The sequence below is a fragment of the Streptomyces sp. NPDC047028 genome, assembly GCF_040644095.1.
Classification (GTDB): Bacteria; Actinomycetota; Actinomycetes; order Streptomycetales; family Streptomycetaceae; genus Streptomyces.
The window spans coordinates 268,057-282,665 of record NZ_JBEYVS010000004.1 but is presented as its reverse complement, the minus strand read 5'-3'; the positions used below and the strand labels follow the sequence as shown (position 1 = coordinate 282,665).

Here is a 14,609-nt window from a genome sequence, read left to right as displayed (position 1 = left end):
CGCCCGTCGAATACGAAGCCAACTACTACCGAGCAACCACGAAACCCCAGCTCACAGCCACCAACTGAGATCTCTAACGAACCCGGGGCGGTTCAAAGGGCGGTACGAGCGCTCAGTGCCGTGCCTTCATTTCAAGCGTGCTCGGACCGGGAAGCTGTGGCTCAGGCCGCCGGGCATAGACCGCCTCAAGCCACAGCTCAACCATCGCCGTGTACTCCCCGGATGCTCATGCGTGTTTATGAGCACGCGCGACCGGGGGGTTATTGGCCGCCGTCGGCCCACTTTCAGCTACCGGTTCCAGAACCTCGTCACTGGGAGGATGGACGGGTGAATGCTGACGAATTGGGGCGCTGGGTACCTGAGCGTCCAGAAGACATGGCTGACCTTTTCGGCAAGGCGGTCTTCCCATGGTGGATCGCCGGCGGGTACGCGATCGAACTCGCGGTCGGTCGTGAGCTGCGCCCGCACGGCGACCTCGACGTCCTGATCCTCCGCCGCGACCAAGCCCTTCTCCGTGATCTTCTGGCTGGCTGGGATCTGTTCGTAGCTGATCCGCCTGGTCTGGGGCGATTGCGTCCGTGGCATTCTGGGGAGATTCTTCAGCCACCCCTCCACGACATCTGGTGTCGGCGTAAACCGGAGGCACCCTGGTCGGTGCAGCTCATGCTGGACGAGTCTGAGGGTCACGAGTGGGTCTCGCGGCGCACCCCGCAGATCCGGCTTCCGATCGAGCGGGTGGGGCGGACGAGCGCAAGCGGCATTCCCTATCTCGCACCCGAGGTGCAGCTCTTCTACAAGGCGAAGGCGACGCGGGACAAGGACGAGGCCGACTTCGAGGCGGTTCTGCCGCTGCTGGAGGAGGCACAACGCGTCTGGTTGGCGGAGGCGATCAAGGTGATCGCGCCGGACCACCCCTGGCTTCGCCGACTCCTGCCGGTCAGCCGAACGTGAGCAGCGGGACGTCGTAGAGGTCGGGGTTCCGGGGCCGGGTCATCGTGGGCGACGTGACCTCCACGATCAGCAGCTCGCTGAGGAACTGGACCTTGGCGCTGAGGAGGTGGCTCGTCCTGCCGTCGGCGGACTGGGCCTTCAGGCCGGCGGAGACGTGGATGTGGGGGAGTATCCCGCCGGTGGCGGGGTCATGGGCGAGGGTGCCAGCGCCGAACGCCTCGACGTTGGTGACGTACGTCTTCGCCCAGACCGGCGCGTCCGGGTCCACGAGTTTTTCGCAAGCGCCCACGATCTCGGCCTCCGCGAAAGCTCCGATGAACGAGGGGATGTAGCCCTGCCGTATGCCGTTGTCCCGGCAGAAGGTGGAAAGGGCCTCGAAGAAGTCCTCCTCGTGGTCGAAGGTGACGCCGAAGGTACGGCCGACGGTCAACTCGGAAGCACGCATGTGCGGGTGTCTCCTCATGAGGTGGGATCAGCGGGCGGAGGCGGTGGTGAGGGTCTCGCGGACCGTCGCTCCGTCAGCGCCCTGGGCGAGCAGAGCGTGCAGGAGGAGCCGCGCCTGGTACGGGCCGAGGTCTCCGGCGCCGACGAGCCCACGTCCAAGGAGGTCCTTCTCGGAGCCGGGGAAGCCGTACGTGTCGGACAGGACGGGCCCGTTGCCGATGCGGGAGGCGAGGACCACCGGGATGCGGGACGCGAGCTTGGTGAGCCCTTCGACAAGGCACTCCGGGACGTGACCGACACCGAAGGCCGCGACCACGAGTCCGTCGCAGTTGCCGTCCCACAGGTCGAGCAGGGTGCCGTCGTCGCCGAGGGTGACGGTGTAGAGCCCGACGCGCGCCTCACGGTCGGGGGCGCCGACCAGCGGTCCGCGGGACGGCAAGCCGCCCACCATACGCACCCGGTTCTCCACGATCCGAGCGATCGGGCCGCTTGCTGGTGAGGTGAAGGCGGCGGGGCTGGTGGTGTGGGACTTGCGGACGGTCCGGGCCGTGTGGATCTCGTCGCCGAGTACAACGAGGCAGCCGGCGCCGCTGAGCCCGGGGTCAGCGGCGACCAGGACGGCGGCGTGGAGGTTGGCCGGACCGTCGGCGCCGGGCAGGGTGGGGTTGCGCATCGCACCGGTGACGACGACCGGCTGTTCGTGGTCGTGGTAGAGGTCGAGGAGGAAGGCGGTCTCCTCGATGGTGTCGGTGCCCTGGGTGATGACGACGCCGTCGACGTCTCCGGTCTCCAGCTCCGCCGCGATCGCGGCCGACAGTGCGGTGAGGTCCTCAAAGGTCAGGGAGGCGCCGGGCAAACGTCGGAAGTCCCGCACCTTGAGGCCGACGCCGCTCCTGGCCAGGGCGGGTACCGCGGCGAGGAGTTCGTGGGCCGAAAGCGCCGGTACGACGCCTCCGGTGGTGGGATCGGTGGTCATGGCGATCGTGCCGCCGAGGGAGAAGACCGCCACGTTCCTGACCGACTCCGTCATTCCCCTGCTCCCCTGTCCGGACACCGCCGGGCGCGGCCTCACGAGTGGTTCACGCAGGCTATCGGGTCGGCGCCGTCGGGGTACGCGGAACGATCACCAGCTGTTCAGCCACGAACCGGCAGGCGGCCTCCAACCCTTCGAGACCGAGCAACCGGCTGCGCGGTCGGGCAAGCCGCTCCGTACCGGCCGCCGACAACTGTGCGCACCGGCGAGCGAGCCAGGAGGCGTCGAGGCCGAGGTACTCCGCCGTTGCCGCCAGGCGCTGCCCTGCCTGCTCGGCCGCCGTGGCCGAGTGCTGGCTGACGTGCCCCGTTACATCGGCGAACGTCCGCAGGGCTCCCGGCCGCGCGGTGACCGCGAGGCGAGACGCCCCCTCGGTTCGTACCCATGAGGCGATAACGGCCCGGCGCCCGCGGGAGAGCGCGAAGCCGTCGGTGTGAGCGAAGCCTCCGTCGTCGGTCACCCAGGTGCGGATGCCGAAGGACTCCATGAGCGCTATGGCGAGGAAGAGCAGAACGCGCTCGTACGCGGGTGAGGAGGCGACAGCAGTCTCGGGGACGCAGAACCCCCGGCCGCTGGTACCGCCTGGACGCCGGGGTGCCATTCGTTCGAGGTAACGGTATTTATGCCGGAAGAACAGCCACGTGGCAGCCTCTTCACCGCGCTGCTCCCTGGTCCAGAAGAGAGGCGCGTCGCCCAGGTGGTCACGGTGGCCCAGGATGTACCGGGCAGCGGTCTCCGAGCCGATCAGCATCCGGGAGACTTCGGTCAGGCCCTGGTCGGAGGCGGCCGGTGAGCCTGGGGAAACGGTGAGCGACGCCAGCGATGTGTACAGGGCTTGGTCGTCGCCGAGAAGTGCCGCCTCGAAACCAGACACGGCCCAGAGGATGCCGTAGGTCAGATCGTCCAGTTCGTATGCGGCGGGGATGTCGACCGGGGTGGAGGCGGTGGCGCGTACGCCGCTCGACCGGGCGTCGGTGACGAACTGCCGGACCGCCCCGTCCACTGTGCGGTTCGCGACGACGAGCGCGCGCATCGGCATGGTGCGCCAGGCATCCAGCTCCGGGCGGGAGTCGAGCCTCAGGCTGTCCCCGAGGAAGGAGGCCGCGGGAAGGGTCAACACAGGAAGCGCCGTCGTCGGGACGGACCGGCCCGCGGGTAACAAAAGCTGGCCCGGCCCTTCGGGCAGCGTCGCGTACCCACGGGCTCCGGTACCCGCCGTTCCCGGTCGGCCCGTGGAGTCCGGGATGTGCGGATCGGCCGTGGGCAGGAGCCCGAGCAGCTCCTCCGGGACTCCCAGCGCATCGGTCCACTGGACGAACTGCCGTCGGTCGCGGATCTGTTTGAGCCCTCGTTCCAGCCTGCTGACCTCGGCTTGGTCGATGCTGACCATCCGCGCCACGCCGGCCTGGGAGAGGCCCGTGTGCTTTCTGAACAGCTTGACAACCGTGCCGAGTTCCCATGCGGCCAAGGCTCGCCGGACCGTCGGATCATGCCAGAAGGCCGGGTCGGCCCGTCGGGCGGCCAGCCCGTTCTGGCACGAGGCGCATCGTGTACCGGCGTTGAAGCGGCTGAGGAGGGCACCGCAGCGCGTACACCGCCGCTGTCCGCTGTCGACCATGGTCGGCATTCTCCCTCGCTCTGCAATCACCCGGACACGTTCCGCTGATGGGGCTCATAAACACTCATAGGCGTGGGTCTTCGTGGCGGCCATCGTGGTGGAGCACCGCCGACCGGAGCCGCGTGCCGCGACTCCCCGGACGTGAGGATCCGACCTGTGACCTCCTTGACCCTGCCACCCCGGCCCCCCGGTTCGCCGCCGCTCGCCCATGCCTGGCAGACGCTGGCGGACGGGCTGCTGACCCAGCGGCTCCATCTCCATCTCGACGAATGGCGGGCTGCCGTCGCCGAGGAGAAGGCGCTGCCAGACGTGCCGGGCGCCGATGCCTCCGTGCTGGCCCGACGCCCGTCGCCGCTGCCGGCAAGCGACGAGTCCGTGATGGCGCTTCTGGAGGACGCCGGGCTCGGCTTCTGGTGGGAGCTGCCCCAGCGGCACGGAGCGGAGTCGCAGAACCAGCGCGGGGCACTTCACCGCGCCGCCGACTCCGCTGCCCAGAATCTCCTCCCCGGCCAGTCCGGGGCGTCCTGGTCCGACGCTGTGATCGCCGTCAGCGGCGCCGCCGCGTGGTGGGTGGGCTTCTTCGCGGTCATCCGCCACCGCGGGGTGCACCACATCACGCTGGAGCCGCACCCGAACCTGGTCCATGAGCAGGCCCTGGGCACCGCCGTGAGCGTCGTGGCCCACGGCATGGCCACGCGGGTGCTGGAGACGGCGCTGCGTGGCTCCGTCGACGACCCGACCCTCCGCGCCACGTACTGCCGGGCCATCGAGGCCGGCATCTGCGCCGAGCCCGAGCTGCCCCGCCTCATCGACGAGTTGGCGGAGCTGCGGCTGGTGGACCTGGTGTCCACCACGGCCCGCTGGCGGGGTCGCTTCACCAAGTACGCCGGTGGCACGGGGGCGGGGCAGGTCGAATGAACCACCGCTATCCGTTCATCGTCATCGAGGGGCTCGACGGCACCGGCAAGACGACGCTGCGCAAGGGCCTGTTCCAGCTCTGGGAGGGGCTCTACGGCGTCACCCCGCTGTGCGTGCTCACCACCAACTTCCTCGCCGCCGGCCAGGCCGCCGCCATCGTCACCGGCAAGTACCAGCCGAACGCCGGGAACCGTGACGCCTACCTTTCCGCGATCGCGGCGGACAAGCGAGCCACGCTGGACCGCCTTGTGCTCCCTCAGCGACCGGCCCGGCCCGTGATCGCAGATCGCTGGCTGCTCAGCGAGCTGGCTTTCTTCGCCGTGAAGCACGGCATGAGGGCGTCGGAGACGTACGAGACGCTGGCCGCGCACCTCACCGTGGCCCCCGATCTCACACTCGTCCTGGACCTGGAAACCGACGCCTCTATGAGCCGGGCGCAGGCCCGACAGGGAGACGCCGTCCGAGCCGACTGGGACGTGCACGACGTCCAGAGCCGGGTTCGGGAGACCTATGAAGCCGTGGCTACGAAGCCCGACCAGTTCCCGCTCCTCGGCGACGTGGTCCGCCTGGATGCCCGCCGCCCCCGGTCCGAGGTGCTGCTCGCCGCCTGGGACGTACTGCGCGATCGCCAGCTGGTACCGCCCATCGCCGCCCACACGGAAGGAGGAGAGACCCGTGACTGACGGCACGAAAGCCAGGCGTCTGCGCGATGCCCTCAACGACAGCGACCGGAAGCACCCTCTCCTGGCGATCGGTGCGGTGAACGCGCTCGCCGCACACGTCGCGGCGGAGGCAGGCTTCGACACCCTGTGGGTCAGCGGTCTGGAGGTATCCGCGGCCTCCGGGCTACCGGACGCCAACGTCCTGGGCCCCCGGGACCTGTGCGACGTGGTCGCCTCGCTCGGCCGTGTCACCGAACTGCCTGTCATCGTGGACATCGACAACGCGGGCGGCTCGGGGCGCACGGCGGAGCGGTTCGCGTACGACCTGGTGCGCGCCGGAGCCGCTGCGGTGTGTGTCGAGGACAGCGCGTACCCCAAGTGCAACAGCTTCGCGGCCCACCGTGCCCAGAACCTTGCCGACCAGGATCTGCTGTGCGAGCAGGTGGGGCGTATACGGAAGACCGTCGGTGACGGCCTCGTGGTTGTGGCCCGCACCGAAGCCCTGATAGCCGGCGAGGACATGGCCACGGCGATCGCCCGTGCCGAGGCGTACGCCGACGCCGGAGCGGATGCGATCCTCATCCACTCCAAGGACGCGACCGGTGATCAAGCGCGAGCCATCGGACGCGCGTGGAGTCACGGGGTGCCGCTGGTCAGCGTGCCCACGGCGTTCCCTGACCTGAGCGCCGCCGAGCTCGGCGAGGCCGGCTTCCACCTCTGCATCTACGCGAACCAGCTCAGCCGTGCCGCCCTCGCGGGTATGCGCACCGCCGCTCGTCAGTTCCAGCGCGGAGGGAGCTTCCGCTCCACCGTCGCGGGGTCCCTCGCGGAGGTCGGCGACCTGATGCGCGTCGGCGAACCGGAGGCGCTGTCGTGCCTCTGACGCCCGAACTGCTTCGGATCAGCGTCTCCGTGAAGGCGGCCATCGTGCGCGACGGTGCCGTCCTGCTCCTGTCGTACGACGACGAGGCCGGGTTCCACTACAACCTCCCCGGCGGCAAGGCGCAGGTCGGCGAGGACCTGCGCCAGGCCGTGAACCGCAAGGTCGCGCAGGAGACCGGCCTGCAGGTCGTGGTCCGGCGTCTGCTGTGCGTCGTCGAGTACGTCCCCGAGTCGTGGCAGGGCGAGTTCGGGGACGTACAGAAGGTTCAGTTCAACTTCCTCGCGGAGCAGGTGGACGACGCCGAGCCGCGCATGCCGGAACCGCCGGACCCCATCCAGGTGGGCTTCGAGTGGGTTCCGCTGGAACGTCTGGGCGACGTGTACCTGCTGCCCCGGATCAACCGCCCGCTGTCGGCGGCGTTGAGCGGGCAGCTCGCCGACCCCTTCGTGGACAGGTGGTGACCTGCATGGATCCGACACTGAACGATCTGCGGGAGTGGCTGCTCCGGGAGCACTCCGGGACGGTCTGTGCCGACCGGCTCCGGGTGATCGCCGACGAGCTCGCCGACATGACCGCCCGCAGTCTGCCGGGCCCCGTGGTGGAACTCGGCTGCTACAGGGGCGCGATGGCCCTCTGGATCCGCAGCGTGCTCGACTCGCTGGGCGACCACGACCGCGAGATCCACGTCTACGACTCCTTCCGGGGCATGCCCGCGCCCGGCACCGAGGACTCGGACCACCTGGCAGCGGGCGAGCTCCGGTCATCCCCGGACGACGTGCGCGCGACGCACGCGGCCTGGGGCAGGCCAGCGCCGGTCATCCACCCGGGATGGTTCGACGAGGCCCTTCCCAAAGAGCTGCCCGACGAGATCGCGTTCGCCTACCTGGACGGCGACTTCTACGACTCGACCCTCACAGGACTCACGCACTGCGTCACCCGCCTGATGCCGACGGGCGTGCTGCTCGTCGACGACTACGCGGACACGGCGGCCAATCCACGGGCCTGGGACGGACTCCCGGGGGTGAAGCGCGCCTGCGACGCGTACTTCGGCGCGCCGTCGCCCGTGACCGTCGTCTTCGGCGAGGGTGATCTCGCCTTCGGCCGGTACGAGAAGCCGGGGGCCCTCGGATGAGCGCAATCCTCGTGGTCCGCGGAGCGGCGGATGCGAGTGCGATCCGCCGCGCGCTGCCCGGCGTCCTCGTGCACGATTTGCTGGACCTGAACTGGCCTTTGCCAGCCGACGCGGCCGTGGTCGTCCTCCGCTCCGGTGTCCGACTCGGAAAGCGGGAGCTCGACGCACTTCCTCGCCTGCGGCACGTCGTACGGACCGGCTCCGGCATCGACCACATCGACGTGAGCGCCCTCCAACGCCGTGGGATCACGCTGCACCGCAACGCCGACGCCGGGGCGGCCGCAGTAGGCGAATGGGTCCTCGCCGCTGCTCTCGCCCTGGCTCGGCGGATCCCCCTGGGTCAGCACGCGCTCATGCTCGGCCGCCACGACAAGGAGGCGTGCATGGGTGTCTCACTGGGCGCCCTGGCCGCGGGCGTCTGGGGCGCTGGTCCGGTCGGGCTGGCCGCAGGCCGGGCCCTCGCCCCATGTGTGGCGCGCACGGCCTACGCCGCATGGCCGTCGAATGCCCCCGCTCTGCGGCAGGTGTCGCAGGCGGCGCTCATGGAGCAGTCGCAGGTGCACGTGATCGCTCTGCCACTGCGGGCCACGAACCGGCAGTTCATCGGCGAGGAATTCCTGGCACGCGTCGCTCCGCAGCAGCCCCTGCTGATCTGCGCCGGGCGACTGGAGACCCTCGATGTCGCCGCCTGCCTGCGGGCGTTGGCGGACGGCGGGCTCTCGGGCCTCGCACTCGACCCGGTCGAGCGGGAGCACCTGCCGCTCCTCACCGGCTCCACCGTGCCGCTCAACCTCCTGGCCTCGCCCCACATCGGCGCCCAACGGACGGACGTGCGCGGCGCACTCGACCGATGGGCCATCGCTCTCCTCAAGGAGATCACCGCCGCCGACAAAATCCTGATCGAAGGAGGGCACCGGTGAACCCATCGGCACGACTGCGCCGGGAGATCGCCGACAGAGTCGCCCAGGCTCTGCTCGCGTCCGGCGAGGCTCGTGAGGTCTGGCTGGAGGGAGCCCTCGCCTGCGGCTTCGCCCACGCGGCGAGCGACATCGACCTGCGTGGCATCGTGGACGGCACCCTTCCGGCGTGGGAGTCCCGCATCGTGGACGGCGTCCGTGTCGACCTCCAGGCGGCGGCGCCGCAGCGGGCGGAGGAACTCCGTCACCTGCTCCGCTTCTTCGACGTCCGCCGCGACGACCTCGGATCGTTCCGCCGGGTACGCGCCTCGATGCACGACCTCATGTGCCTGCGCACTGCTCTCTCGTACGGCTCCGGGCGCTGGGATCCGGTGCTCGGTCCCGAGGAGCGCCAAGGCTACCGACGCTGGGCGGTCGCCGACCAGGCCGAGGTTGCGGCGAGTCTCGCCGAGGACCTGACCGGCCTCGTCGAGGACGGCCTGGCCGAACCCGCTGGCGTCGTGTGCCGGAAGCTGGAGACCTGCCTCACCGCGCTCGGCTGCGCGGCGGACGGCCACCCGGTCCTGGGTGACAAGTGGCTGCCGCTGCTTGCCGGCGCTCCGCTCCGTACGCCGATCGGCCCGGCCCGCACGGAAACGTGGGAGTGGTTCCGTCCGGTTCAGCGACACGTGACCAGAGCACTCCTGGACTGCTGGCCCGTCGACGAGCCGCTGCAGAAGCCTCCCAACGTGGGTGCCCCTGACGTCGGCTGGCTGCCTCAGCGGTACGCCGACGGGTGGTTCCTTCGCCGTGGCGACGTCCACATCCCCATCACCGGCGGGCAGCTTCTCGGGTGGCTGTCCACGGTCTCCAGCGATGGCGCGTAGACCGCGCCCCTCCTCCTCAGGAGTCCTCTTGATGCCCGTCACCCGCACCACCCCCGTCGACCTGGATAGTCTCTACGCCCCGCTGTCGAGCACCGGGCCGGACACGGCCGTCTCCGTCATCCTCAAGCTCCGCGGGGAGACCTGCGACATCGACTGCCTGTACTGCTTCGAGAAGCGCAAGGAGTCACCGGGCGGCGCCCGCATCAGCGCGGCCCAGGTCCACCGACTCGGTTCGATCTTCTCCGGGCGGCCGCTCAGCGTCGAACTGCATGGCGGGGAGCCCCTGAGCGCCGGGCGGGAGCGGGTCGCGGAGGTGCTGGACGCGCTCGCCGCACAGCCGAACGTCATCCGCGTGAGCCTCCAGACCAACGGCCTCCAGATCGACGACGCGTGGCTGGACCTGTTCGAGCGGCACTGCCCGGAGCTGGAGATCGGCATCTCCCTCGACGGGGACGCGGTCGGGAACTCGTGGCGCGTCGGTTACGACGGCCGCCCCACATACCCGCGAGTGATCGAAGCCCTGGAACTCCTCGGCCGCCGGGAACGCCGCGCCGGCGTCATCTGCGCCGTCACCCCGTACGTCCTCGGCCGGGCCTCCGAGGTCATGGAGCACCTCGCCTCCTTTCCCGCCGTGACGACGGTCAGCCTTGTGCCTTGCTTCGACGCGGCGGTGACCCGGTCGACCACGGTGGTCGGATCCCGTGCGCCGACCAGCCGGGCACTCCAGCGACGGGCCATCGGCCCCACCGGCCCGGCCTGGGCCGTCACGCCTCGTCAGTACACCGACTTCGTGTTGGAGGCCGCCCACCACTGGGTCACCGATGGCGTGTTCCGCCGCATCAAGCTGGAGCCCGTCGTCTCCGTCATCCGCCGTCTGAAGGGGCTGCGGACCCGCTCCTGTCACTTCTCCGACTTGAAGTGCGACCACATCCTCACCCTCTATCCCGATGACCGCCTGGGAAGCTGCGACGAACTGCCCTGGCCACAGGCCCGCCTGGTCACGCTCGGCGACGTACACGCTGAGGCGGACGTGGCCCGCGCTCAGGGCGGCTCTCTCTTGCTTCAGCAGGCACGCTCCCTGGTCACGAAGTGCACGACCTGCGACTACCGCGACTCCTGCGGCGCGGGCTGCCCGGCGGTCCGCCTCCGCTTCGCCGCCGCGGGCGACGAAGACGCGTACTGCGACCACCGCATGCGCCTGATCGACGGCGTCGCCGCCCTCCTCGCCCAACCGGCCCTCCCGCCCAACACGTTCTGTTCCCGGCTGCGCTGGCGTCCCGTCCGCCCCAACGACATGCACCACGTCGCGGCGTTCCTGGCCCGGTGGGACGACCCGGCGGCGCCCCGGCCGCCCGCGCACCTCCAGGTCAGCGCCCACGGCAACATCAACACGGTCGGCCTCCCCGGTGTGCACGAGGCAGACGATCTCGACCCCCACCATCCCCAGTGGCACGAGGGCATCGAACCCGGCATCCGCCCGGTCGTCGCCGCGCTCACCTCACACTGGAACACCATCACCTACGACAGCTGCCAGGGCCACGCCTACGCCGACCTCCCCGGAGCTGAGCCCCGGTTCCTCTCGGTCGGCATCCTGCCGCGTGACCGCGTCGAGTACGCGCGTACAGCCGCGCGCCTGTGCCGTGTCGCCAGCCGAGCCGAGTTCTCCCTGCCCAGGGCGTGTTCATTGGTCCTCGGTCGCAGCGAGCTCACCTGCCGCACCACCGGCCGTGTGTATCCGACGCTCGACCTCCATCTCGTGCCCACTGCCGGCACCACACCTGCCGAGTACTTCAAGGACCTCGCCCAGGCCATGCACGTACTCACGGAGACCCTGGCCGAAACCGCCTCCGCCCCGCCCTCCACCCACTGCGCCTGTGGAGGCGACCTGTGATCCACATCGCCGAGACTCTGTCCATCCGTACAGTGGAGGGCTTCCTCAAGCCGGACGAGATCGAGCGACTCAACCTCGTCATGGACGACACCCTGGGCTCCCTGGGGCGAGACCGGTACGGCACGGCCCGCCGCACCACCATCCACGAGATCCCCGGTCACTCCTTCGCCGAGGCGCAGGACGTCTACGAGCCGGCCGGCCGGATCGAGGTAACCAAGATCCCGTACGAGGCGACCTCCCTGCTCGATCAGGCCCTGAAGCTGCACATGGCCGCCATCACGCGCACCCTGCCGTCGGTCACTGGCCACCGGCCGTGGATCTACCTCGAGTACGGCGCCGGCCAGTACATCACCCCGCATGCCGACGGCATCGCCCCCGATCCCCTCGCCCGTCCCCGGCAGATCGCCGCCGCGACGGTCACGCTCACGGACATCCAGGAAACCGGCGGCGCGTTCTACGTAGAGACCACGGGCAGCGACGCCGCCTGGACCGCCGACGAGGCGCCGACCGGGTCGGGTTACGTCCAGGGGATGCGTTTCGCGCACGACGGGACGGACATGTCCTCCCGCTGGTTCCGCACCATGCCCCGCACGCGATGGAGTGTCGCACCCGCTCCCGGCACTCTCGTGGTCTTCGGCAGCCAGCTCGTCCATGGCACCGAACCAGTCCGCGCCGACCGCGTTCGCAAGTTCCTCACGCTCTTCGTCTCCGAGTAGGAGGCTTCGCCGCCATGACCGGCCCCCGCGGCCCGCCCCACAGCCACCCCTCCCCCAGCCCACGCCCCGACCAGAGGAGAGAGCGAGCAGTGGCAGAAGACAAGACGTTCGACGAGTTCCTGGAGGCAGTCGCGTCCCTGCGCGACGGCGACCCTGTGCGCACCACCGCGCACACCTCCAACGCGGCCACCGAGACCTGGCTGGCCATCACAGTGCAGCACGACGCCGCTGAGCCCACCACAACCGAATCCTGACCCGTCACGGGGCCGGGCCCGTCCTGGTCCGGCCCCGTTCCACCCCCGGAGCCCCAGATGAGCGCTCTCTCCCCGGAAGCCCTGGTCACCCTCGACGGCATCACCGACCACCAGCGCCTGCGGACCCGCCGTATCGCCTCCGTACTCGGCAACCGCCTCGGCTCGTCCGCCCTCGACTACACCGTGGCCCACCACCTACTCGAAGGCGCCGAACACGCCGCACGTGCCCGGGACGCGGACCGCCTTAATTGGTGCCGCAATGCGACGGTGCGAGACCTGACCCACCTGTCGGCCGACCCGCACATCGTGCTCAGCCCGCGCCCCGTGGACCTGCTCCGCTCTGAGATCTCCGAAACCGCGTACTACCTCGTCGGCCCCGACACCAGCCCTGCCCCGCCCGAGGCCCGTGACCTCGTTCGTGCGGCCCTCGCCTCCGCGACCGAGCACGGCTTCGGCACCCTGCTCACCCAGCACGCCCCCGTCATCTGCCTGCTCAACCGTCGCCGACTCGACGAGACCCTCCACAGCTGGGCCCTCACTCGCCTCCCGGGCACCGTCTTCACCGACTACACCGCCCACCCCGAGATCCTGGCCCGCGACCTCGTCCACGAAGCCGCCCACAACTGGCTCAACGACGCACTGGCCGCGTACGACATCAGCCTCCCCGCTGAAGTCACCTTCTTCTCCCCCTGGCGAGGCACTCGGCGTTCCGTCTTCGGCTTCCTCCACGCGTGCTGGGCCTTCTCCCTCACCGTGCAGTACGCACGGGAGGCGCGGCGCAGCACCACGGGTGCCGTCCTACCCCTCCTCGACGCCCACCTGCGCCAGCAGGCTGTCCAGTTCGCTGCCGCTGCCGAGTGCTTGGATCAGGCCCTCTTGTACGTGTCAGCAAACGAAATCCGTGATCGCATCGGCCGCGCAGTCGGCAAGGTCGTGAGTCTCGCGTAGCGTCCGCCTCAGTTCGGTGGGGACCTTCGGTGCGCCACTACATATGTCGGACTGCGCGGAAGACTTCGGTCACGCACGAAATATTTCAGTCGGTACTTCAGTTGCCGCACCGAACAGTTCGGTGCGTGGTAGGCGTTGAGTAAGGGCTGCCGGTCACACGGGTCGGCATAACGAATCCCTGGGGGTACGTATGTCCAACGAACCGAGCGATTTTCGAGCTTGGTTGGTGCGCCACGTCGACGAACAATCGGCCATCGGCGACCTCGCCCGAGACGTACGGGACGACGCCGAATGGCCTGAGGGCGAACCCGAGACGTTCGAGCTCTACAACGAGTACCTCGACTCTATGAACGCCTGTGATGGTGCGCTGGATGCGTAGGTCTCCGTCCAACGCTCCCGATGCCGCTGATTGCCCTTCCCCAGGCCGTTCACCGCACCGAGTGACAGGCGAAGCGGGCGCACGGGCCGGCGTTCCCCGATCCGAGTCGACCATCAGCGGTCAGGTGCTCACTGGCCTATTCGCGTCCGAGCTGGTGGAGAGACGAAGGATCTTGTCCCAGGTGACCACTAGCCCCGCCGCGGCGGCCGTGGCCAGGGCGACGCCCACAGCTGACGAAGCCAGGGCAAAGACGATGCCGGCGAGACACAAGGTGAACGCAGATCCCCGCAGCACCTGCTGCCGCCATGCTCTGCGCTCGCGGTGACTGTGCAACAGCCCGTCGGCGGATACGTCCCCAGGTGCGAGATCTTGCAGCCGGCCGCTGGCGAGCACTTTCAGGATTCGCTCCACTTCGAGCAGAGCACGCTTCGGACCGTCGATCCGGTCAAGCTCAACCCCGTCCCGAAGCTCACGCACGAGGGCAGCGGCTGCTGCGAAACGAGCCACGACCTGGGGCATGGGGTTACGGCCGTCAGGAAGCGCACGTTGCACGGCATACCTCTCCAGCGCGATGGCGAAGTCTTCCAACGCTTGCACTGCCGCAACGTGCGGAGAGTTGAAGGGCGATGCCGTCGGAGGCTCCTTCCCCGTTACCTCCAGAGGCTGGAGAAGTGCCTCATAGGCTCTACGCACCGTGACCGTCATAGCCTCGGTTGTCCACCGTTGCATGCCTTGGTTCGCGACAAGCGAGGCGATCACAGCAGTGATCAACATGGGCGTCACCAAGACCCCTATGGCGACGGCGTCGCGCCAGACGTGCCAGCTTGTGCGTTGGATGGCTGCGGCAAGGGCGCCACCCGCTGAGACGGACATCGCGACGGGGACGACCATCTTGAGGGCGAGTGCCTTCCGGGACGCCTGATACAAGACGTCTTCGCGCTGCAAGTAGTCCAGCGTCGGACGGTCTGGACGCGTCGCCAAGGAGCTGTCGCGGACC

17 protein-coding genes are annotated in these 14,609 nt (G+C 69.4%); 13 read left to right on the top strand and 4 right to left on the bottom strand.

All coding sequences use genetic code 11. From position 1 onward, the window contains the following. The first annotated feature begins 375 nt into the window (after positions 1 to 375). Complete coding sequence (locus tag ABZ854_RS06445; RefSeq protein ID WP_361205196.1) at positions 376 to 951, top strand: amino acid transporter; 576 nt, start codon at positions 376 to 378, stop codon at positions 949 to 951. On the opposite strand, the gene ABZ854_RS06440 is transcribed toward ABZ854_RS06445, so the two are convergent. Genes ABZ854_RS06440 through ABZ854_RS06430 form a run of 3 tightly spaced genes read right to left on the bottom strand, consistent with a single transcriptional unit; the run spans position 938 to position 3,896 of the window. Beyond that, a complete protein-coding gene (locus tag ABZ854_RS06440; RefSeq protein ID WP_361205166.1) occupies positions 938 to 1,396 on the bottom strand; it encodes a DUF296 domain-containing protein in 459 nt (152 codons plus the stop codon). The genes ABZ854_RS06445 and ABZ854_RS06440 overlap by 14 nt on opposite strands. A 27-nt stretch (positions 1,397 to 1,423) precedes the next feature. Next, complete coding sequence (locus tag ABZ854_RS06435; protein ID WP_361205163.1) at positions 1,424 to 2,425, bottom strand: asparaginase; 1,002 nt, start codon at positions 2,423 to 2,425, stop codon at positions 1,424 to 1,426. Positions 2,426 to 2,483: 58 nt separating this feature from the next. Further along, complete coding sequence (locus ABZ854_RS06430; protein ID WP_361205160.1) at positions 2,484 to 3,896, bottom strand: helix-turn-helix transcriptional regulator; 1,413 nt, start codon at positions 3,894 to 3,896, stop codon at positions 2,484 to 2,486. Positions 3,897 to 4,202: 306 nt separating this feature from the next. Between ABZ854_RS06430 and ABZ854_RS06425 the strand changes: the two genes are divergently transcribed. From ABZ854_RS06425 to ABZ854_RS06370, 12 genes are all read left to right on the top strand, one after another. After that, positions 4,203 to 4,964, top strand: coding sequence for a hypothetical protein (locus ABZ854_RS06425; RefSeq protein ID WP_361205157.1), 762 nt, complete (start codon positions 4,203 to 4,205; stop codon positions 4,962 to 4,964). Further along, a complete protein-coding gene (locus ABZ854_RS06420; RefSeq protein WP_361205154.1) occupies positions 4,961 to 5,647 on the top strand; it encodes a dTMP kinase in 687 nt (228 codons plus the stop codon). The genes ABZ854_RS06425 and ABZ854_RS06420 overlap by 4 nt, the downstream gene beginning before the upstream one ends. Continuing rightward, positions 5,640 to 6,509 (top strand): isocitrate lyase/phosphoenolpyruvate mutase family protein, encoded by an 870-nt coding sequence (locus ABZ854_RS06415; protein WP_361205151.1) that lies wholly within the window; start codon positions 5,640 to 5,642, stop codon positions 6,507 to 6,509. Before ABZ854_RS06420 ends, ABZ854_RS06415 begins: the two co-directional genes overlap by 8 nt. Continuing rightward, on the top strand, positions 6,500 to 6,970 hold the full coding sequence (locus tag ABZ854_RS06410; RefSeq protein ID WP_361205148.1) for an NUDIX domain-containing protein: 471 nt from the start codon (positions 6,500 to 6,502) through the stop codon (positions 6,968 to 6,970). The genes ABZ854_RS06415 and ABZ854_RS06410 overlap by 10 nt, the downstream gene beginning before the upstream one ends. A 5-nt stretch (positions 6,971 to 6,975) precedes the next feature. Then, on the top strand, positions 6,976 to 7,641 hold the full coding sequence (locus tag ABZ854_RS06405; RefSeq protein ID WP_361205145.1) for a TylF/MycF/NovP-related O-methyltransferase: 666 nt from the start codon (positions 6,976 to 6,978) through the stop codon (positions 7,639 to 7,641). Continuing rightward, positions 7,638 to 8,561 carry an NAD(P)-dependent oxidoreductase gene (locus ABZ854_RS06400; protein ID WP_361205142.1) on the top strand — a complete coding sequence of 308 codons (924 nt, stop codon included), beginning with the start codon at positions 7,638 to 7,640 and terminating at the stop codon, positions 8,559 to 8,561. The genes ABZ854_RS06405 and ABZ854_RS06400 overlap by 4 nt, the downstream gene beginning before the upstream one ends. Beyond that, positions 8,558 to 9,424 (top strand): hypothetical protein, encoded by an 867-nt coding sequence (locus ABZ854_RS06395; protein ID WP_361205139.1) that lies wholly within the window; start codon positions 8,558 to 8,560, stop codon positions 9,422 to 9,424. Before ABZ854_RS06400 ends, ABZ854_RS06395 begins: the two co-directional genes overlap by 4 nt. A 31-nt stretch (positions 9,425 to 9,455) precedes the next feature. Continuing rightward, a complete protein-coding gene (locus tag ABZ854_RS06390) occupies positions 9,456 to 11,315 on the top strand; it encodes a radical SAM protein (RefSeq protein ID WP_361205136.1) in 1,860 nt (619 codons plus the stop codon). Further along, a complete protein-coding gene (locus tag ABZ854_RS06385) occupies positions 11,312 to 12,031 on the top strand; it encodes a 2OG-Fe(II) oxygenase (protein WP_361205133.1) in 720 nt (239 codons plus the stop codon). Before ABZ854_RS06390 ends, ABZ854_RS06385 begins: the two co-directional genes overlap by 4 nt. 89 nt (positions 12,032 to 12,120) lie before the next feature. Then, the gene (locus ABZ854_RS06380) at positions 12,121 to 12,285 is read left to right on the top strand and encodes a hypothetical protein (RefSeq protein WP_361205130.1); all 165 of its coding nucleotides are present in this window, start codon (positions 12,121 to 12,123) and stop codon (positions 12,283 to 12,285) included. 57 nt (positions 12,286 to 12,342) lie between these two features. Next, entirely contained in the window at positions 12,343 to 13,233 is an 891-nt protein-coding gene (locus ABZ854_RS06375) for an HEXXH motif-containing putative peptide modification protein (protein WP_361205127.1), read from the top strand. Between the two features lie 190 nt (positions 13,234 to 13,423). Then, the gene (locus ABZ854_RS06370; protein ID WP_361205124.1) at positions 13,424 to 13,612 is read left to right on the top strand and encodes a hypothetical protein; all 189 of its coding nucleotides are present in this window, start codon (positions 13,424 to 13,426) and stop codon (positions 13,610 to 13,612) included. A 120-nt stretch (positions 13,613 to 13,732) separates the two neighbouring features. On the opposite strand, the gene ABZ854_RS06365 is transcribed toward ABZ854_RS06370, so the two are convergent. Then, entirely contained in the window at positions 13,733 to 14,557 is an 825-nt protein-coding gene (locus ABZ854_RS06365) for a hypothetical protein (RefSeq protein WP_361205121.1), read from the bottom strand. Positions 14,558 to 14,609 lie beyond the last annotated feature (52 nt).